The organism is Corynebacterium maris DSM 45190, assembly GCF_000442645.1.
Taxonomy (GTDB): domain Bacteria; phylum Actinomycetota; class Actinomycetes; order Mycobacteriales; family Mycobacteriaceae; genus Corynebacterium; species Corynebacterium maris.
The window spans coordinates 48,351-65,857 of record NC_021915.1 but is presented as its reverse complement, the minus strand read 5'-3'; the positions used below and the strand labels follow the sequence as shown (position 1 = coordinate 65,857).

The 17,507-nt window shown below is 66.5% G+C and carries 19 protein-coding genes; 11 read left to right on the top strand and 8 right to left on the bottom strand.

Annotated elements, in window-relative coordinates; genetic code table 11:
* The first annotated feature begins 1 nt into the window (after position 1).
* The 4 genes from B841_RS00350 to B841_RS00335 all read left to right on the top strand — a co-directional run bounded on the left by B841_RS00350 (position 2) and on the right by B841_RS00335 (position 3,787).
* Positions 2 to 1,036, top strand: coding sequence for a methionine ABC transporter ATP-binding protein (locus B841_RS00350; protein ID WP_020933485.1), 1,035 nt, complete (start codon positions 2 to 4; stop codon positions 1,034 to 1,036).
* A complete protein-coding gene (locus B841_RS00345) occupies positions 1,033 to 1,710 on the top strand; it encodes a methionine ABC transporter permease (RefSeq protein ID WP_020933484.1) in 678 nt (225 codons plus the stop codon). Before B841_RS00350 ends, B841_RS00345 begins: the two co-directional genes overlap by 4 nt.
* 9 nt (positions 1,711 to 1,719) lie before the next feature.
* Positions 1,720 to 3,039: a M20/M25/M40 family metallo-hydrolase gene (locus tag B841_RS00340; RefSeq protein ID WP_020933483.1), complete on the top strand. Its 1,320-nt coding sequence runs from the start codon at positions 1,720 to 1,722 to the stop codon at positions 3,037 to 3,039.
* A 169-nt stretch (positions 3,040 to 3,208) separates the two neighbouring features.
* Positions 3,209 to 3,787 carry a hypothetical protein gene (locus tag B841_RS00335; protein ID WP_020933482.1) on the top strand — a complete coding sequence of 193 codons (579 nt, stop codon included), beginning with the start codon at positions 3,209 to 3,211 and terminating at the stop codon, positions 3,785 to 3,787.
* Between the two features lie 220 nt (positions 3,788 to 4,007).
* Here B841_RS00335 and B841_RS00330 read toward each other — a convergent pair whose 3' ends face one another.
* The gene (locus B841_RS00330) at positions 4,008 to 5,066 is read right to left on the bottom strand and encodes an acyl-CoA dehydrogenase family protein (RefSeq protein WP_020933481.1); all 1,059 of its coding nucleotides are present in this window, start codon (positions 5,064 to 5,066) and stop codon (positions 4,008 to 4,010) included.
* Between the two features lie 36 nt (positions 5,067 to 5,102).
* A complete protein-coding gene (locus B841_RS00325; protein ID WP_020933480.1) occupies positions 5,103 to 5,648 on the bottom strand; it encodes an OsmC family protein in 546 nt (181 codons plus the stop codon).
* A 281-nt stretch (positions 5,649 to 5,929) separates the two neighbouring features.
* Between B841_RS00325 and B841_RS00320 the strand changes: the two genes are divergently transcribed.
* Genes B841_RS00320 through B841_RS00310 form a run of 3 tightly spaced genes read left to right on the top strand, consistent with a single transcriptional unit; the run spans position 5,930 to position 8,597 of the window.
* Positions 5,930 to 7,093, top strand: a complete 1,164-nt coding sequence (locus tag B841_RS00320; RefSeq protein WP_020933479.1) for an ABC transporter substrate-binding protein — start codon at positions 5,930 to 5,932, stop codon at positions 7,091 to 7,093.
* Positions 7,094 to 7,867, top strand: a complete 774-nt coding sequence (locus B841_RS00315; RefSeq protein ID WP_020933478.1) for an ABC transporter permease — start codon at positions 7,094 to 7,096, stop codon at positions 7,865 to 7,867. It abuts the gene before it with no gap.
* Positions 7,860 to 8,597: an ABC transporter ATP-binding protein gene (locus B841_RS00310; protein WP_020933477.1), complete on the top strand. Its 738-nt coding sequence runs from the start codon at positions 7,860 to 7,862 to the stop codon at positions 8,595 to 8,597. The genes B841_RS00315 and B841_RS00310 overlap by 8 nt, the downstream gene beginning before the upstream one ends.
* 79 nt (positions 8,598 to 8,676) lie before the next feature.
* On the opposite strand, the gene B841_RS00305 is transcribed toward B841_RS00310, so the two are convergent.
* From B841_RS00305 to panD, 3 genes are all read right to left on the bottom strand, one after another.
* A complete protein-coding gene (locus B841_RS00305; RefSeq protein ID WP_020933476.1) occupies positions 8,677 to 10,083 on the bottom strand; it encodes an MDR family MFS transporter in 1,407 nt (468 codons plus the stop codon).
* 128 nt (positions 10,084 to 10,211) lie between these two features.
* The gene (locus tag B841_RS00300) at positions 10,212 to 10,868 is read right to left on the bottom strand and encodes a TetR/AcrR family transcriptional regulator (RefSeq protein WP_084481938.1); all 657 of its coding nucleotides are present in this window, start codon (positions 10,866 to 10,868) and stop codon (positions 10,212 to 10,214) included.
* Positions 10,869 to 10,983: 115 nt separating this feature from the next.
* Positions 10,984 to 11,421 carry an aspartate 1-decarboxylase gene (gene panD / locus B841_RS00295; RefSeq protein WP_041631937.1) on the bottom strand — a complete coding sequence of 146 codons (438 nt, stop codon included), beginning with the start codon at positions 11,419 to 11,421 and terminating at the stop codon, positions 10,984 to 10,986.
* A 389-nt stretch (positions 11,422 to 11,810) separates the two neighbouring features.
* Here panD and B841_RS00290 point away from each other — a divergent pair, with 389 nt between their 5' ends.
* The gene (locus B841_RS00290) at positions 11,811 to 12,704 is read left to right on the top strand and encodes an Lrp/AsnC family transcriptional regulator (RefSeq protein WP_020933473.1); all 894 of its coding nucleotides are present in this window, start codon (positions 11,811 to 11,813) and stop codon (positions 12,702 to 12,704) included.
* Between the two features lie 43 nt (positions 12,705 to 12,747).
* Here B841_RS00290 and B841_RS00285 read toward each other — a convergent pair whose 3' ends face one another.
* From B841_RS00285 to B841_RS00275, 3 genes are all read right to left on the bottom strand, one after another.
* Positions 12,748 to 13,107: a WhiB family transcriptional regulator gene (locus B841_RS00285; protein WP_020933472.1), complete on the bottom strand. Its 360-nt coding sequence runs from the start codon at positions 13,105 to 13,107 to the stop codon at positions 12,748 to 12,750.
* Positions 13,108 to 13,508: 401 nt separating this feature from the next.
* The gene (locus B841_RS14025) at positions 13,509 to 13,814 is read right to left on the bottom strand and encodes a hypothetical protein (RefSeq protein ID WP_020933471.1); all 306 of its coding nucleotides are present in this window, start codon (positions 13,812 to 13,814) and stop codon (positions 13,509 to 13,511) included.
* Between the two features lie 38 nt (positions 13,815 to 13,852).
* Positions 13,853 to 14,380, bottom strand: coding sequence for a DUF1707 SHOCT-like domain-containing protein (locus B841_RS00275; RefSeq protein WP_020933470.1), 528 nt, complete (start codon positions 14,378 to 14,380; stop codon positions 13,853 to 13,855).
* Between the two features lie 240 nt (positions 14,381 to 14,620).
* Here B841_RS00275 and B841_RS00270 point away from each other — a divergent pair, with 240 nt between their 5' ends.
* The 3 genes from B841_RS00270 (at position 14,621) to B841_RS00260 (ending at position 17,307) form a co-directional block, all read left to right on the top strand.
* A complete protein-coding gene (locus tag B841_RS00270; protein ID WP_020933469.1) occupies positions 14,621 to 15,751 on the top strand; it encodes a glutamate--cysteine ligase in 1,131 nt (376 codons plus the stop codon).
* Between the two features lie 84 nt (positions 15,752 to 15,835).
* Positions 15,836 to 16,324: a substrate-binding periplasmic protein gene (locus B841_RS00265; RefSeq protein ID WP_020933468.1), complete on the top strand. Its 489-nt coding sequence runs from the start codon at positions 15,836 to 15,838 to the stop codon at positions 16,322 to 16,324.
* Entirely contained in the window at positions 16,324 to 17,307 is a 984-nt protein-coding gene (locus tag B841_RS00260) for a cation diffusion facilitator family transporter (protein WP_020933467.1), read from the top strand. The genes B841_RS00265 and B841_RS00260 overlap by 1 nt, the downstream gene beginning before the upstream one ends.
* Positions 17,308 to 17,507: the final 200 nt, after the last annotated feature.

Here is a 17,507-nt window from a genome sequence, read left to right as displayed (position 1 = left end):
CATGACACCCGCCCCACCGGCGGTGTCGTTTCATGACGTGACCAAGGCCTTCGGTACCGGACCGGGGGCCGTTCACGCGTTGGACGGCATCACCTTCGATATCCCGGAAGGCAGCGTCTACGGCGTCGTCGGCACCTCCGGCGCCGGCAAATCCACCCTGCTGCGCACCGTCAACGGACTGGAGTCCGTCACCGGCGGCACCGTCACGACGCTCGGCCAGCGCCCGGCGACGCTCAAGGCCGGCGGGCTGCGCGCCCTGCGCCGCGAAGTGGCGATGGTCTTCCAGCACTACAACCTCATCGGCTCCAAGACCGTCGCCGAGAACGTGGCCATGCCGCTGGTGCTGTCCAAGGTGCCCACAGCGGAGATCACCGCCCGCGTCACCGACGTGCTGGAGCTGGTGGGCCTGGCCGAGCGCGCCGAGCACCGCCCGGCGCAGCTCTCCGGCGGACAACGCCAGCGTGTCGGCATCGCCCGCGCTCTGGTCACCGACCCGAAGATCCTGCTGTGCGACGAACCGACCAGCGCGCTGGACCCGATCACCACCGCCCAGATCCTGGAGCTGCTGGTGCGCATCAACGAAGATCTGGGCCTGACCGTGCTCATCATCACCCACCAGATGAACGTCATCGCCCGCATCGCGGACCGGGTCGCGGTGCTGGAAGACGGCCGGCTCATCGAAAACGGCCCCGTCGACCACGTCTTCGCCCACCCCGAACAACCCTTGACCCGCAGCTTCGTCGAAACCGTCGTCCCGCAGAAGCTGCCCGACTCCGTCGTCGAGGACCTGCAGTCCCGCCCGCCGCATACGCTCGTGCGCGTCGTGCACACCGGCGGCGCCGCCCGCGATCTGATCAGCGGGATCTCCTCGCAGTTTTCCGTGACCGCCGCGCTACTGCACGCGGCGGACGCCCCGCTGCGACGCTCGACCGTCGGCACGCTGGTGTTAGGCCTCGACGGCGAGGCCGCCGAGGTGTCCCGGGCCCTGCAGTGGGCCGATCAACAGGACGGATTGACCGTGGAGATTGTGCGATGAACGACTGGATGGACGTCTTCGACACCCGCGTCAGCGGAGACATGTACGCCGACGCATTCGGGGAGACGCTGTACATGGTCGGCGTCTCGCTGTTTCTCGGCGCGCTGCTGGGCATTCCCCTCGCGCTGGTGCTCGTGCTGCACCGGCCCGGCGGGCTACTGCCGAACAAGGCCCTGCACGGGGTGACCAACTTCGTGGTCAACATCGTGCGCTCGGTGCCCTTCATCATCCTGATGGTGGCCATCCTGCCGTTCACCCGGCTGCTGGTGGGCTCCTCTATCGGCACGACCGCGGCGCTGGTGCCGCTGACCATCTACATCGCGCCGTTTATCGCGCGCCTGATCGAGGCGGCGCTGCTGGACGTGGACCCCGGCATCGTGGAGGCCGCCGAATCGATGGGCGCAACCACCTGGCAGACGGTGCGCCACTTCATGCTCCCGGAGGCCAAGCCCGCCATCATCCTGGCGTTGACCACCTCCACCGTGGGGCTGATCAGCGCGACCGCGATGGCCGGCACCGTCGGCGGCGGCGGCGTGGGCGATCTGGCCATCTCCTACGGTTATCAGCAGTTCGACAGCTTCGCCATCCTCGCCACCGTCATCATCCTGGTGATCGTGGTCCAAGCCATCCAATCGCTCGGCAACTGGTTGGCACGTCGAGCCCGCTACAACTAGGAATGATGCATGAGCCTTTACGATGACACCCTCGCCCTGCTGCAGCGCATGGTGCGCAACGCCTGCGTCAACGACCTGACGCCCGATTCCGGGCAGGAGGTGCGCAACGCAGACACCCTCGAGGAGTTCTTCTCCGGCACGGACGTGGAGGTCCAGCGCATCGAGCCGCACCCGGGCCGCGTCAGCGTGGTGTTCACGGTGCCGGGCACCGATCCGGCGGCGGAGCCGCTGACGCTGCTCGGCCACACGGACGTGGTGCCGGTGGATTCGGCGAAGTGGACCGTCGACCCCTTCGGCGCCGAGATCATCGACGGCAAGCTCTACGGCCGCGGCACCGTCGACATGCTGTTCATCACCGCCACCATGGCCGCCGTCACCCGCGAGGTCGCCCGTAACGGCCGCCCGCGCGGCACGCTGACCTTCGTCGGGCTCGCCGACGAGGAGGCCCGCGGCGGCCTGGGCGCGAAGTGGATCTCCGAGAACCTGCCCGACGCGTTCTCCTGGAAGAACATGCTGTCGGAGACCGGCGGCTCCCACTTGCCGACGACCGACGGCTCCGACGCCATCGCCTTCAACGTCGGCGAAAAGGGCGCCGCCCAGCGCCGCCTGGTCGTCTCCGGGGACGCGGGCCACGGCTCCACCCCCTTCGGCAAAGACTTCGCCGTGGTTAAGATCGCCGAAGTCGCCCGCCGCATCGCCGACGCAAAGATCCCGGTGACCTCAGATAAGACGTGGGAAGGCTTCGTCCAGGCCTTCCGCTTCGACCCGGCCACGGAGCAGGCCCTGATTGAGGGCACCGGCGACTACCACGCCTTCGGCGACCTGGCGGCCTACGCGCACGCCGCCTCGCACACCACGATCTCCCAGACCGTGCTGCACGCCGGCGGGGCAATCAACGTGCTGCCCTCGACCGCCTGGCTGGAGATGGACGTCCGCCCCGCGCCGGGCACCAGCCAAGAAGACGTGGACGCGCTGCTGCGCGACGCCCTGGGCGATCTGGCCGAGGAGGTCGACATCCAATACCTGATCTCCGAGCCGCCGGCCGTCTCTCCCGCGTCCGGCCCGCTGTGGGAGGCCATCGTGGAGACCGCCGGGGAATTCTTCCCCGCCGCCGCGATCGTCCCCGTCTACGCCACCGGCGGCTCCGACCTGCGCTTCGGCCGTCGCCTCGGCGGGGTCGGCTACGGCTTCGCGCTGCACGCCAAGGAGCGCACCATGGCGGAAGCCAACGGCCAGCTGCACTCCCACGACGAGCACCTGCACCTCGAGGATCTGGCGCTGACCGTGGCGGCGTATGAGTCGCTGGTGACGAAGTTTGTGGGGGCGTAACGGACCGGTCCCCCATCAACCTGGCCGCCGTCTCTCCTTGACGTTCTCCGTGGCCGTCAGCATGGTCACCGGCCTGCTCGCCGACGTCGCCGGCAGGAAGAGGACCACAAGCTAAATGTATTCGACGCTCCCGTTATCGCGGGCCGGCTTTTCATGGCATTATGAGCGCATGAAGATCTCGATGAAGACGGCCGTGGCCTCCGTAGTCGCGGCCGGCGCTGTCACCGCGCTGTCCCCCGCCCTGGCCTCCGCCGACATTGTCGACGACGCCCTCAGCCGCCTTCCTTCCGGCGAAATCACCTGCGATCAGGCCCGCAGCTACTGGACCACCGAAGCCGAGTACAACTCCATCCGGGCCTCCGCACGGGCTTTCGCACGCTTCGATTCGCGTGGCGCAGAGATCAACGCCGCCCTCGCCCGCGTCGAGGAAGCCGCCAACCGCTGCGGACTCAAGGGCGGCGGTGGCGGCCAGTCGGCGCCGGGCAACAACAACCCGGGAAACAGCAATCCGGGCAACCGCACGCCGAACAACCCCGCCCCGGGTGCCCCGGCGCCGGACCGCGGCAACGTCATCACGGTGCCGGTCGCCCCGGGCACCCCGACCTTCGACCTGCCGATCGGCGACGTCGCCACCGTCGAGCTGCCGGATCTGGCCGTCATTTTCCGCGACTTCCTGAACTCGGTGAACATCCCGCTGCCGGACGTGCAGATGTCGCAGCTGCCGCAGGTCGCTGGCTCCAGCTTCTAAACCCGCAAAAGTTTCCGCCCCGTTTTTCTGCACGTGCAGAAAAACGGGGCGTTATTTTTGGGCTGACACGGGATCAACCCGGCGAGGATGTTGTGGACCGCGCTGCGCCACGGATTCTGCAGCCGCAGAAAAACAAGGACCCACTATGCGCGCGCATAGTGAGCCTGCCGCGGAGGGGTGTCATCTCTGGGCACAGAGGAAGCGCGTCACGGCCGTTGCCTTAAGCGGCGGCCTTCGCCTGCTGCAACTGAAAACGCAGCTGCGCTTCCGACGGGGACTGCACCGGAATGAAAGAAGCCTCGCGGTAGCGGCGCGAGGCGCTGGACGAGCTCGCATAACCCGCACCGCCGGCCACGCGCACCTCGATGTTCGCGGCCGAGACGGCGGCCTCGGAGGCGTCGAGTCGCAACTCGAGCAACTCCACGAGGTTGAGCTCCTCACCGGCGATGACCTGCTCGATGAGGGCGTTCCAACGGCGCAGCACATCGGCGGTGAACGCCTGCGCGTCGACGAGATCCTCGGCGAAAGTCTCCTTGACGCCGGTGAGCTTCGGCTCGGCCTGGGCGGCGGCAGCTTCGGCGACGCCGAGGCATTCCGCGATCTGACTGAGCACGAACACCGGGCGCACCGCGGTCATGAACGGCACGAAGTCCTCGGTGAGCACCTGGGACTGCGGGATCTTGACGTCGTCGAAAGACGCCCAGGCGGACTGGGTGGCGTTCAGGCCGAGCAGGCCGAAAGGCGTGCCGAAGGTGACGCCCTCGTGGCCGGCCTCGAAGGCGAAGATGATCTTGTGGCCGTCGTCGGTCTTGGCGCCGGTGACGACAATGGCGTCGTCATAGAGGTTGGAGGCCCAGCCGAGCTTGCCGGTGATGACGTAACCGTCGTCGGTTTTCTTGGCGTGCAGGTCAATCTCGCCCGCGCCGGCGAGCTCCTTGAAGGAACCGGCCATGCCGGTCACGCCGGGGTGGGTGCCGGCGGCGATCTTGTCCGCCAGGCCCTCGGCGTAGTCGGTGCCGGCCTGCTTGAGGAAGCCGTAGGTCATGCGCGTGGCCCAGGTCGTGAACCCGACGGACAGATCCTCCGCGGAGAGCTCGCGGATGACCTCGAGGGTCATGCGCACGTCCGTGCCGATCAGTCCGGCCTCACCCAACAACGGAAGAATGTAGCGCGCGTCCTTCTCGTTCTTGTCCACGGCTTTGGCGTTCTCGGCGACCGTCAGACGCAACTGGGGATCCAGGATGATGGCGTCGGTGGTCGGGGTCACTTGCTTGCTCATGCGGGGAGTTCGTTCCTCTAGATGGCTGACGTGGATTTAGACCAGTTCGGAGGTCAGGTTGGCCGGGCGGGTGTAGGTGTTGACGACCGGGGACCACTTGATGGCGTCCTTCTGGATCTGATCCAGGGTCTCGCGGTCGGCGTCGCCCTCGAGGTCGAGCTTGACGCGGACGTCGGACACGCCCGGGCGCTTGTCCTCGGAGAGGTCGCCCACGCCCCAGGTCGGGGAGATGTCGATGTCGGACTCGATGTCGATGTCGAGCTTGGTCAGGGTGACGCCGCGGTGCTGGGCGATGGCCTGGACGCCGACGGCAATGCAGGCGGCGAGGCCGGCCTGGGCGACCTCGGTCGGGTTCGGGGCGGAGTCGTCACCGAGGAGCGGCTTCGGCTCGCCGACCTTGATCACGTGGTCGCGGACCGCGGTGTTGTTGCGGAACAGGCCGTCCGCCTCGGTGTGGGTGCGGATCTTCTTGTTGCCGCCCTCGGGGTTGTCGATGTTCTTCTGCGCCAGGTCCTTCAGGGCCTGGGTATCGATCGGCTCAATGGGCTCGCCGGCGGTGTGGTTCGGGGTGAGGTCAGACATTGCGGACTCCTTCTCAGTGGGCGTCTTTTACTGGGAACCATACTATAAGGAAAGCAAGATCTATACAATGCTGTCTATTGAGCGGGCAACGAGCGGTCAGGCAACTTTCAGCTCGGCGTATATAATGACAAGCTGCGCATAACCCACTGAGAAGGGCCAACTTGGGCTGGAAGACCACACATTACCCACCCCGGGGTCGACAGCATTACAGACCACTCAGTATGGTTTTGCATTGTGTATTTAGACCCGGCAGTCTGCCCATCAGAAGTCACCGCCCATCCATGAACATTCTTCCTCCTGCGCCCCACTTCACCAGGCGGAGCATCCTCACAGCCGCCGGCCTGGCCGGTGCCACAGGAGCCGCCGGCGCCCTGGCCGCCTGCGCACCCGGTTCCGCGACCCCGGGCAGCGGCGCCGCCGACGCCCTGACGGTCGGGTTCGTCCCCATCGCCTGCTCCGCACCGCTGCTGATCGCCGACGCCGAAGATCTCTTCACCCGCCACGGCGTCACCGTGCAGCTGCGAAAGTACTCCGGTTGGGCGGACCTGTGGACGGCCTACGCCACCGGTGAACTCGACGTCGCCCACATGCTCTCCCCCATGCCGGTGGCCATCAACGCCGGCGCCACGGACGCGACCCGCCCCACCGAGCTCGCCTTCACCCAAAACACCAACGGCCAGGCCCTGACCCTGGCGTCCCGGCACGTCGACACGGTGCGGGAGATCGCCGACCTCAAGGGCATGGTGCTGGGCATCCCCTTCGAGTACTCCGTCCACGCCTTGTTGCTGCGCGACTACCTGGTCGCCGGCGGCCTGGACCCGGTCGCCGACGTGGAGCTGCGGTTGCTGCGCCCGGCCGACATGGTCGCCCAGCTGGAAGTGAAGACGATCGACGGTTTCATCGGCCCCGAGCCCTTCAACCAGCGTGCCCTGCAGTCCGGCGCGGGGCGCATGTTCGAGCTCACCAAGGACATGTGGGACGGGCATCCGTGCTGCTCGGTGGCCCTGGCCAAGGACTTTCGCGACGCCCGCCCGGAGCACGCCGCGGGTCTGGTCGCCGCCCTCGACGAGGCGGCCCGGCTCATCGACGACCCGGCCAACGCCGAGCGGCTCTCCCCCGTCCTGGCACAAGAAAAATACCTCAACCAGGCCGAGCACCTGATCACGCCGGGACTGACCGGGCACTACACCGACTGGGACGGACGACAGCGGCAGGACCCGGACTACTTGAGCTACGGCGACCCGACGGATCCGACGGCGATCACCTGGATGAGCGCGCAGATCGCCCGCTGGGAACTCGGCGGCGACGCGATCGTCGCCCGGGACGCGGATTCGGTGATCACGGCGGCGCGCGAGGTGCTGCCCGCGGGCCTGGACACCCCCGCCCGGCCGGTGACCGTCAACGGCGCCACCTTCGACCCCGCTCACCCCACGGAAGGATTTTAGATGAAAACGAAACTGCAGTCTGCGGGCGTGGGCGTCGCGTTCTTCGCGCTGTTCATCGCCGTCTGGCAGCTCGCCGTCGGCGCGGGCTGGCTCTCCGACATCGCGCCGACCCCGCTCGGCGTGCTGAACAGCGGCGCAGAGATCCTCTCCGACCCCTTCTACCGCGACGGCCCCGCCTCAGTGGGAATCTTCTGGCACCTGCTCGCCTCCCTCCGGCGAGTGGTCATCGGCTTCGCCATCGCCACCGCCATCGCCGTGCCGTTGGGCTTTATCCTCGGCGCCTCCCCGGTGCTGCGCCGCGCGATCGACCCCTTCGTGCAGGTCCTGCGGCCGGTGTCCCCGCTGGCATGGCTGCCGATCGGCCTGGCGTTGCTGCGCGACGCAGAGAACACCGCCGTGTTCGTCATCATCCTCTCCGCGCTGTGGCCGACGCTGATCAACACCATCGACGCCGTGCGCCACATCCACCCCACCTACCTGAACCTCTCGGCGACGCTGGGCACCAACTGGTGGCTGCGCATCACCCGGGTGTGGCTGCCGGCGGCGCTGCCGGGCATCATCACCGGCGCCCGCCTGTCGCTGTCCACCTCCTGGCTGGTCATCGTCGCCGCGGAGATGCTCGTCGGCGGCCAGGGCATCGGCTTCTTCGTGTGGAACATGTGGAACCGCCTCGACATCAACGCCATCGTCGTCGCCATCGTCCTGATCGGAGTGATCGGCCTGATCCTCGATCACCTGGTCGCCGCCCTGCAGAAGGTTGTGCGCTATGACTAACTCCCACATCGTCATCGACGAGATCACCAAGTCCTACGGCGAGACCACCATCATCGCCCCGACCTCGCTGCGCGTCGACCGCGGCGAGTTCGTCTCCGTGCTGGGCCCGTCCGGCTCCGGCAAATCCACGATCTTAAACATGATCGCCGGACTGAGCTTTCCGACGTCCGGCGCCCTCTTTGCCCGCGGCGAGAAGATCACCGGCCCCGGCCCCGACCGCGGCATGGTCTTCCAGCACCATGCCCTACTGCCGTGGATGACGGCCCGCGGCAACATCGAGTTCGGCCTGCAGTCCGCCCGCCCCGAACTGGACAAAGACGCCCGGCGCGCCCGGGCCGAGGAATACCTCGGGCACGTGGGCCTGACGCACGCCGCCGACCGCCGCCCGGCGCGCCTGTCCGGCGGCATGCAGCAGCGCGTGGGGCTGGCCCGCTCGTTTGCCATCGACCCCGACATTTTGCTGCTCGATGAGCCGTTCGGCGCCCTCGACGCCCTGACCCGACGTCAGCTGCAGCTGCTGTTGCTGGAGATCTGGGAGGCGAACCGCCGCACCGTGGTGATGGTCACCCACGACGTGGATGAGGCGATCCTGCTCTCCGACCGCATCGTGGTCATGTCCGCCGGCCCGGAGGCCACCATCATCGAGGACCTCACCGTGGACATGGGCCGCCCCCGCGAAGGCACGGGCGCCGACGAGCTGCGCGCCCATCTGTTGGGGTTGCTGAGTTAGGCGGCGCCGGCCACGAAAAACGCGACACAGCACGTTTTTCGTGCTGTGCCGCGCCTGCTTTCACAGCGGGGATCGGGTCTTACTTCGCGTCCACCACGGTGGGGCCGCGGCCCTCGGTTTCCTCGCCGTGGGAATTGCGGAGGAAGAACGCTCCGACCAGGCCGATCGCGCTGATTATCGTGGCGACCAGGAAGGAGATGTTCGCGCCGTGGACCAGCCCCTGCATGCCGTGGACGGCCGGGTCACGGGTGGCCATGGACATGACGGTGACCAGGACGGCGGTGCCGACGGAGCCGGCCACCTGTCGCAGCGTGTTGTTGACGGCCGTGCCGTGCGGGATCAGGCGCGGCGGCAGCTGGTTCAACGCCGCGGTGGTCACGGGCATCATCACCATGGAAGTGCCCAGCATGCGCAGGGCGTTGACCGTGGCCAAGTAGGCGTAGGTGGTGTCCGGGGTCAGCTGGGTGAACGCCACACCGGTCAGGGTGACCAGGGAGAAGCCGACGACGGCGAGCCACTTGCCGCCGTATTTGTCGAAGAGTCGGCCGGTGACCGGGGACATCAGGCCCATGACCACGGCGCCCGGCAGCAGCGCCAGGCCGGAGGCCACGGCGGAGAATCCGGCCATGGTCTGCATGTAGACCGGCAGGATGAGCATGCCGCCGACCATGGAGATGAACACGACCATGCCCAGGACGGTGTTGAGCGTGTACATCGGGAAGCGCAGGACGCGCAGTTCCAGCATCGGATCTTCCAGCCGCAGTTGGCGGCGGATGAACCAGACCAGGGCGATGGCGCCGACGATCAGGGAGACGATGACTTGTGCGCTGCCCCAACCGGCGGTGCCGGCCATGCTGAAGCCGAAGAGTAGGCCACCGAAACCGAACGTGGACAAGACGATGGAGAACATGTCCAGGCTCGGGTCGGTGTTTTCGCCGACGTTCTTGAGCATGAAAAAGGCGATCGCCATGGAGATCAGCGCGAACGGCAGCATCATCCAGAACAGCGTCTGCCACGGGAAGCGGTCGACGATCCAGCCGGAGAGGCTGGGGCCGATCGCGGGGGCGAAGCCGATGATCAGGCCGAAGAAGCCCATCGCGGTGCCGCGCTGGTGGCGGGGGAAGATGGCGAAGAGGATGGTCTGCATCAGCGGCATGATCATGCCGCCGCCGGCGGCCTGCAGCACGCGGGCGAGCAGGAGCACCCAGTATTGGGGCGCGAGCGCGGCCACCAGGGTGCCGAGGGCGAAGAACCCCATCGCGGCCATGAACATCTGCCGCGTGGTGAAACGCTGGATCAGATAAGCCGTCACCGGAATCATGATGCCGTTGACCAGCATAAATAGCGTCGTCACCCACTGCGCCTCGGCGGCGGTGACGTCGAAGAACTCCATGAACGCGGGCAGCGCCGTGTTCAGCAGCGTCTGGTTCAGGATGATGACGAAGGCGCCGACCATGAGCACGAACAACAAGATGTTGCGCTCCATGGGGTTTTTATACACTTGCCCCTGTGCGTGGTTGTCCGGGTGTTTCTCCTCCCCGGAGTCGTGCGGTGTTGCTGTCAAGGCATTGCCCCTTTCTACGGTTGCGCGGTGTTGTTGCGGTAACAGAAAATTCAGTCGGCCGACGCCGCCAGGGGCGGGGCGGTCAGATCGCCGCGCTCGAGATGCTCGAAGGCGGCGTCGATGAGCTCGACCAGGCTCTGCGGGGCGCCGGCGCTCCAGCGGCGCACGGCCACGTGAATGATGCCGCCGGTGATGCTGGCCAGCAGGGCGGGACGCAAGTCCTCGTCCGGATCCACGCCGAAGCGCTCGGCGAGCAGCTCGGTCATGCTGGTGACCATGAGTGAATTCTGTGCCAGCTGACGGGTCATCAGCGCCGGGTTGTCCTGGACCAACTTCTGGCGGGCCAGAGAGCGTTCCCGGTTCGCCCCGGCGAGCGAGAGCGGGTCGTGATCCGTGAAGATCACCCGCAGACTGTGCAGCGGGGATTCATCCAACGGCCGTTCCGCGAGCAGCGGATGTAGCTCGGCGGCGATCTTTGCGGTCTCCGTGACCAGTGCGTCTTCCTTGCACGCAAAGTAGTTGAAGAAGGTGCGCGGGGATACGTCGGCGGCCTCGGTGATGGCTTCGACGGTGAGCTTGTCCACGCCCTCTTCCAGCGCAAGGGTCAGCGCCGCCTGACGGATCGTGCGCCTGGTCTCTAATTTTTTACGTTCCCGCCGTCCCAACGACGCGGAAGTACTATCTAAATTTTCCATACCGGAATACATTTACTGCATTCTTGCACGCAGTGCAAACATGTGTCGAGGAGGTCACAAACGGCTACGGCGCGGAAGGCAGTTCACCTTCCGCGCCGCAAAACAGGCGTGCCCCCGGGGCCGACGGCTACCGCTGTGCACGCACCTGCGCGAACGGGCGTGCGTGCGGCGAAACGCTCACCCCCGGGGAAAGGGCCTCGGCCGGATCGTCACCGAGTTCGATGATGCGGTTGTCCGCATCGACGTGCACGACGGACGGCACATAGGAACGGGCCTCGGCATCCTCCATCTGCGCGTACGCGATGAGGATGACCAGATCGCCCGGGTGCACGAGGTGAGCCGCGGCGCCGTTGATGCCGATCACGCCGGAGCCGCGTTCACCGGCGATGGTGTAGGTCTCCAGCCGGGCGCCGTTGTCGACGTCGACGATCGCGACCAGCTCACCCGGCAGGATCCCGGCCGCGTCGAGCAGGTCCTGATCCACGGTCACCGAACCCACGTAATGCAGGTTGGCCTCCGTCACCGTGGCTCGGTGGATCTTGGCGTGAAACATCGTCCGCAACATGGCGGCCCCCTTGGAAGTTCGGCTGACGGTGTGGGCGATCATTTTAACCCGTGTCCACCGACGGGAGTGAAGACATGAAGAAACAACACGGACAAGGCCCGTTCCTCACGAGTGAACCGGGGTTGCGTGCGGCGTCGGCGGATTACCGTGACGACTTCTTTGACCCACAGACCAGATCGCTCCCCCCCGATGCGGGCGAAGGATGAGATCGCCACGGGCATCTCACGCACCCGGCCCCAGGCAATCGATTCCGGCCCGCCCGGCCTCCAGGCCGTCCGCACCCTATCCATGGGCCTCTCCCCTCGTATTGCGGCTCGTCCCCCGCATCACCGCCTAACATTGAGGCAGCAAATGCCCCTATCCGTCAGCGAGACAATCAGGACCAGCCCGTGACGACACCGCTTCCCGCACCCGCCGCCGACATCGACGAGCTCGACCTGCGCCTGCTGATCCAGCTCGACCGCACGCCCAACGCCTCCCTGGCCGTGCTCGCGGAGAACCTCGGCGTGGGCGAACGGACGGTGGGACGCCGGTACGCGCGGTTGCGCGAAGACAACCTGGTGCGCATCGTGGGCCGCACCCCGCCCGGGGTCGACGGGCGGTTAGCGTCCCTGATCAGGGTGACGACCAGCCCCGACTCCGCAGAAACGCTCGGCCGACGACTCGCCCGCCACGACGACGTCACATGGGCGCGCCTGTCACGCGACGGCGCGGAACTGAACCTCGTGACCACGTCGAACGAGGTTCAGCAGCTGCTGCAACGCAACCCACACGTGCGCGCCGTGCGCAGCCACGACCTACTCACCGGCTGGGGCCGAGACGGCAGGGCAGCGGACCCGGCGCGGGAGGTCGACGACCTGGACCGCATCATCGTGCAGGAGCTGAGCCACGACGGGCGCGCGGAAATCAAAGCCATCGCCGAGCGTGCCGGCGTCAATTCCAGCACCGTGTCCCGACGCCGCGCCAAGCTCATCGACGACGACTTGCTGCACTTTTCTGCGGAGATCGCTCCGGAGGCCCTGGCGGGCACCGGCGCCGCGTTGTTGTGGTTGACGGTCCCACCGGGCCGCATCCGCCAGACCGGCGAAGTATTGCATAATCTGCCGGAATGCCGCTTCGTCGCGGCCTGCAGCGGGGAGGCGTCATTGGTCGCCGAGGTGCTGGTGGAATCGCCGGAGGCGCTGGTCGACTTCGTCGACGCCCGCCTGGCCGGCCTCGACGTGGTGCACTGCGAGATCGTGACCCTTGGGGCCAGGCTCACCGATGGTGGGGCGGGGCCGTAGACCCCCTCGCGCGGGGCGGCCGAGGGGAGCAACTGAGGCGGGCTTAGACCTCGGGGAGTTCGCCGCCGGCGGCAAAGTATTCCGCCCAGTTATCGACGTGGGTGTTTTTGCGCAGCAGGGCACGGCGCTGCCGTTCGGTCAATCCGCCCCACACCCCAAACTCCTCCTTATTGTCTAGAGAAGTGGCCAGGCAATGGCGCTGCACGTCGCAGGGCTGGCACAGTTCCGCAGCCTCGCGCTGCTGTGCCCCGCGCACAAAAAGCGCGTCCGGGTCCCCCTGTCGGCACGTTGCCGCCGTGACCCATTCTTCCCGCCGGAAGGAGAGATCGCGAGGGCGGGCGGGGGTTGGCTTCTGCCACACCGGAATTTCGTGTCCGGAATCGACGTAGAGCGGCATGATCATCTTTATCTTCCTCTGCGATCGGTGCTGATCATTGGTTTCCCATGAAAATCAAACAGTATTTTCTCAGGATGAGAAAGGCGACCATTTCCCCCCGAAAGGGGTCACATTATTTATGAATTATATGCAGAATGCGGCTATTTAGGCCGTGAAGAGCCCGCCCCAGCGTGCCGCCGGGCGGCGCATCGAAACGAAACTGGCGCCGCACACCGGACAGACACGCAAGGACCGCAGCGCCATTAACATGTAGCGACTTCTTTTACCCCGACGCCCCTCAGGTTCGGCCATAAAAGAAGAAATTCGACTCGGCGCCGACCCCATCGCCTTCAACACGGCAGCGAGGGGCACACTTTCTGCGGGCCGTGCGGCGCCGGGCCGCCGGTGAGGGCGGAGCTACCGAGAAATCAGAGCGCTGGGCCGCCCTCACCCTCCCACTTATTGAGCGCACGGACCTTGCGGGCGTTGTAGCGGCGGCGCACGCCGTAGCCGTGGTCGGCGTCTTCGGGAAGGAAGTCGGCGCCCAGCTCCTCGAGCGCGGTGCGCAGCTGCTCTTGCTGGGCGTCATCGAGCTCAGCCTGGCCGTGCTCGAAGTCCTCGATCGTCTCGGCGCCGAGGCCGGACTTTAAGCCGACGGTTTTCTCGGAGACGTGCAGGAGAATGCGGGCGGCGTGAGCTTGATCGGGATGAATGATGGTGTTGTCTGTAGCCATACTTTCAGTATGGTCAAGAACTCTTAAAAAGCTCCCGCCTACTGCCCCAACTCTCGACGCCGCTCGGCGGCCTTGCGCAGTCGCTCGGCCCGCTGTTCACTTTCCTTCTTGTTGAGCTCCGCAAACAGCTCCTCATCCGCGTCATCTACTTTGAGCACGGAACGCATGCCCCACGAGGCAAAGGCCCCGAGCGGGAACACCACCCAGGAGAAGGGAACGTTGACGATGAAAATGCTGGCGAAGAAAGTGATCAGCACGACCGCCCAGATGATGCCGTCCAGGCGCTGGATTTTTCGACTGCGTTCCATCACCTCATCGAGTTCACGTTGGGCGCGCATGTCAGGCGCGGGCCCAGCGGCGACAACGTCCGAGCTAGTCGCCGATTGCTCGGGGAGGTCGTCAAAGAGTGCCTCTATCTCCCCGCGGGTGCGCGCGACGGCGGCGTCGCCGGTACGCGTCTCGAACTCGGCCACGTCGAGGTAGCCGTCGGCAAAGTATTGGCCCAGTCGATCAAGGGCGAGCGCGCGGTCGCCGTCGCCGATGCGTTGGTCGGGAGCGTGATCCACGATGAGCCCTCCTTGGGGCCGACGAGGGGGAGGCGACGACGATAAGTTTCTGGCTCCAGTCTAGAACAGCGACAAGTTCAGCGGCAGGGGCAGACCACACATGTTTCACGTGAAACCCCTCATTGAGCACGGGTACGGCAACTTACCCATGTATAAAATTTGGCTGATCCCGGCCCCCTTCGCCCGCATACACCTATCATTAAAAGACCGTTGTTCCAATGATCGTCAAAGGGGCGCACCATGCGGCCGCAGCACACTTCAATCCGGACCTTCGGCGTGGAGGAGGAACTCCTGCTCGTCGACGCCGCCTCGCTCTCGCCCTTGCCTGTCGGCGAATGGCTGGCGGAGCGCAGCCCACATACGACAGGCGGCGAGCACGAGTTCACCACGGAACTGCAACAGGAGCAGGTGGAGGTCGTCTCCCCGCCGCAGACCACCCTGGCCGAGCAGGTCGAGGCCATCCGCACCGGGCGCGCCCTGGCGGATAAGGCGGTCGCGGAAGCCGGTGGCCGGATCGTGGCGCTGCCCGCCGCCCCCGGCCCGGTGCGCCCGCACGTGGTGCCGAAAGAACGATTGGAGCGGGTGCGGGACCACTTCGGGCTCACCGCCCTGGAAACGCTGACCTGCGGGTTCCACGTGCATGTGCAGGTGCATTCCCGCGAGGAGGGCGTTGCCATCATCGACCGCATCCGGGTGTGGTTGCCGACGCTGTTGGCGCTCAGCGCCAACTCCCCGTTCTGGGGCGGGGCCGACAGCAAGTTCGCCTCCTACCGCTACCAAGTGTGGACGCGCTGGCCCACGGCCGGGCCGACGGAGTTCTTCGACAGCGTCGAAGCCTACGACCGGCTGCGCTCCCTGCTCCTGGCGACCTGCGTGCCCTTGGACGTGGCCATGATCCACTTCGACGCCCGCCTGAGCGCCAAGCACCCCACCGTCGAGGTGCGGGTCGCCGACGTCTGCCTCAAATCCGAGCAGGCCGCCGTGATCGCCGCCCTGGTGCGCGCGCTGGCGGAGACCGCCGCCCGCCAGTGGCACGCCGGCGTGGCGCCGGACCCGGTGTCGGTCCCGCTGCTGCGGGCATGGTCCTGGTGGGCGAGCTTCCACGGCGTCGACTCGGAGCTGATCGACCCGGCGACGGGCACGCCGGCGGCGGCCCGGGACGTGGTCCAGCGTCTGCTCGAGCATGTGCGCCCGGTGCTCGTGGAGCAGGGCGAGAACGGCGACGTGGAATCCGTCGTCGCGGAGATTCTGAGTGGCGCGTCCGGGGCGCGGCGGCAGCGGGAAGCGTATGCCCGACACGAAGAGATTTACGACGTGACGGCGGACGCGCTGGTGGCGACGCACGACAACGCCTGGACCCCTGGCGGGTGACGGCGACGCGCTGCCCGTCCCGCCGCACCCGGCTAGGGTGAGATACATAAATAATAATATTTTTATGGAAAGAATGGAGCGGCGATGTCACACAGTTTCCTCCCCCGCCTCGGCGCGGCGCTCGGCCTGACGGCCCTCACGCTGAGCGGGTGCAGCGCGATCCCCGCCGACGCCGAAGGCACGCTGGACCGGGCCCGCAACGGCTCCCTGGTCGTGGGCGTGTCGGAGCACAAGCCCTGGACCGACGTCAACGACGAGACCGGAGAAGTCACCGGCTCGGAGGCCGACCTGATCTTAAGTTTCGCCGACAGCATCGACGCGGAAGTCGACTGGCGGCCCGCCGCAGAGAGCATCCTCGCCGGCCAGATGAAGGCCGGTGAAGTGGACGTGATCATCGGCGGCCTGACCGCCACCTCCCCGTGGAGCAGCCACATGGCGCTGACCCGTCCGTACACTTCGGCGGAGACCGAAGAAGGCGACACCGAGGACATGGTCATGGGCGTGCGGCTGGGAGAAAACGAGCTGCTCGTGGCCCTTGAGCGACACCTGGCGAAAGAACACGGAGAGATCTGATGACGCACCCGAGCGAGGCCAGCACCGGCCCGGGCCACGACTCCCTGCCGGAGGAGCAGCAAGAGGTGCTGCGGAAAGCGGTCCGCCTGGAGTGGATCACCATCGGCGTCCTGGTCGTCACCGTCGCGGCCGTCGGCCTGGTCGCCGGCCAGTCACAGGCGATGCGCGCGGCGTGGCTGGAAGACATGCTGTCGTTCCTGCCGCCGATCGCGTTTCTGGTCGCGACCAGGTTGATCCGCCGTAACCCCAGCCCCAAACATCCTTATGGCCATCACCGCGCCATCGGGGTGGCGCACCTGGTGGCGGCGACCGCCTTGTTGATCATGGGCGGGTTCCTCATCTACAGCTCCGTGATGAGTCTAATCACCGTGGAGAAGCCCCCAATCGGGATCATCGTGCTCTTCGGCCAGGACATCTGGCTCGGCTGGCTGATGGTGATCGTGATGGCCTTGTCCGGGATCGCGCCGGTGATCCTGGGCCGAATGAAACTCAAACTGGCCCCGCCGCTGCACGACAAAGTGCTCTACGCCGACGCGGACATGAACAAGGCCGACTGGTCGACGGCGGTGGCGACCATCGTCGGCGTGCTCGGTATCGGGATGGGCCTGTGGTGGATGGACGCGGCCGCCGCGATCGTCGTGGCGCTGTCGATCGTCTACGACGGCGTCACCAACCTCAAGGCCGCGGTCGAGGACCTCACCGACACCCGCGTGATGACCCTGGAGGAAAAGCCCCACCCCACCATCGACGACGTCGAGGACGTCGCCCGCGCCACCCCCTGGGTCGCGGAGTGCGTGGCCCGGGCACGCGATCAGGGCCATGTGTTCCATGTGGAGATGTTCGTGGTGCCGCACGTCGGTCATGACCCGAGTGTGGAGGAGATCCGGCGGCTACGTGACCAGCTTCACTCGGTGGACTGGAAAGTCCACGATGTGGTGATCGCGCCGGTGCCGGAGCTGCCGAAGTACTTGCTGGAGAAGTAGCCGAAGCGCCGACAGAAAGCCGTGCTGACCGGGCTTTCTGCCGCAGTCGAGGCCTCGTGGCCCAGGCGCTGTGTTCATTTCCCTCAAGTGGAGGTTGAAACCTTAAAAGGGTGGGCCACAACCTTCGCCGTCACTGATAAGTGACTGCCAACTGGGGTTTCGGGGGTTTCATGGCTTGCATCGTAAAAATGTGCGGGATA

Bases quoted from the DNA above. Each gene is read 5' to 3' on its own strand.
- B841_RS00340 (WP_020933483.1), top strand. From the start codon at position 1,720: ATGAGCCTTTACGATGACACCCTCGCCCTGCTGCAGCGCATGGTGCGC.
- B841_RS00300 (WP_084481938.1), bottom strand. From the start codon at position 10,868: ATGTATTCCGGTATGGAAAATTTAGATAGTACTTCCGCGTCGTTGGGA.
- B841_RS00270 (WP_020933469.1), top strand. From the start codon at position 14,621: ATGCGGCCGCAGCACACTTCAATCCGGACCTTCGGCGTGGAGGAGGAA.
- B841_RS00310 (WP_020933477.1), top strand. From the start codon at position 7,860: ATGACTAACTCCCACATCGTCATCGACGAGATCACCAAGTCCTACGGC.
- B841_RS00345 (WP_020933484.1), top strand. From the start codon at position 1,033: ATGAACGACTGGATGGACGTCTTCGACACCCGCGTCAGCGGAGACATG.
- B841_RS14025 (WP_020933471.1), bottom strand. From the start codon at position 13,814: ATGGCTACAGACAACACCATCATTCATCCCGATCAAGCTCACGCCGCC.
- B841_RS00260 (WP_020933467.1), top strand. From the start codon at position 16,324: ATGACGCACCCGAGCGAGGCCAGCACCGGCCCGGGCCACGACTCCCTG.
- B841_RS00330 (WP_020933481.1), bottom strand. From the start codon at position 5,066: ATGAGCAAGCAAGTGACCCCGACCACCGACGCCATCATCCTGGATCCC.
- B841_RS00305 (WP_020933476.1), bottom strand. From the start codon at position 10,083: ATGGAGCGCAACATCTTGTTGTTCGTGCTCATGGTCGGCGCCTTCGTC.
- B841_RS00335 (WP_020933482.1), top strand. From the start codon at position 3,209: ATGAAGATCTCGATGAAGACGGCCGTGGCCTCCGTAGTCGCGGCCGGC.
- panD (WP_041631937.1), bottom strand. From the start codon at position 11,421: ATGTTGCGGACGATGTTTCACGCCAAGATCCACCGAGCCACGGTGACG.
- B841_RS00350 (WP_020933485.1), top strand. From the start codon at position 2: ATGACACCCGCCCCACCGGCGGTGTCGTTTCATGACGTGACCAAGGCC.
- B841_RS00325 (WP_020933480.1), bottom strand. From the start codon at position 5,648: ATGTCTGACCTCACCCCGAACCACACCGCCGGCGAGCCCATTGAGCCG.
- B841_RS00285 (WP_020933472.1), bottom strand. From the start codon at position 13,107: ATGATCATGCCGCTCTACGTCGATTCCGGACACGAAATTCCGGTGTGG.
- B841_RS00320 (WP_020933479.1), top strand. From the start codon at position 5,930: ATGAACATTCTTCCTCCTGCGCCCCACTTCACCAGGCGGAGCATCCTC.
- B841_RS00315 (WP_020933478.1), top strand. From the start codon at position 7,094: ATGAAAACGAAACTGCAGTCTGCGGGCGTGGGCGTCGCGTTCTTCGCG.
- B841_RS00265 (WP_020933468.1), top strand. From the start codon at position 15,836: ATGTCACACAGTTTCCTCCCCCGCCTCGGCGCGGCGCTCGGCCTGACG.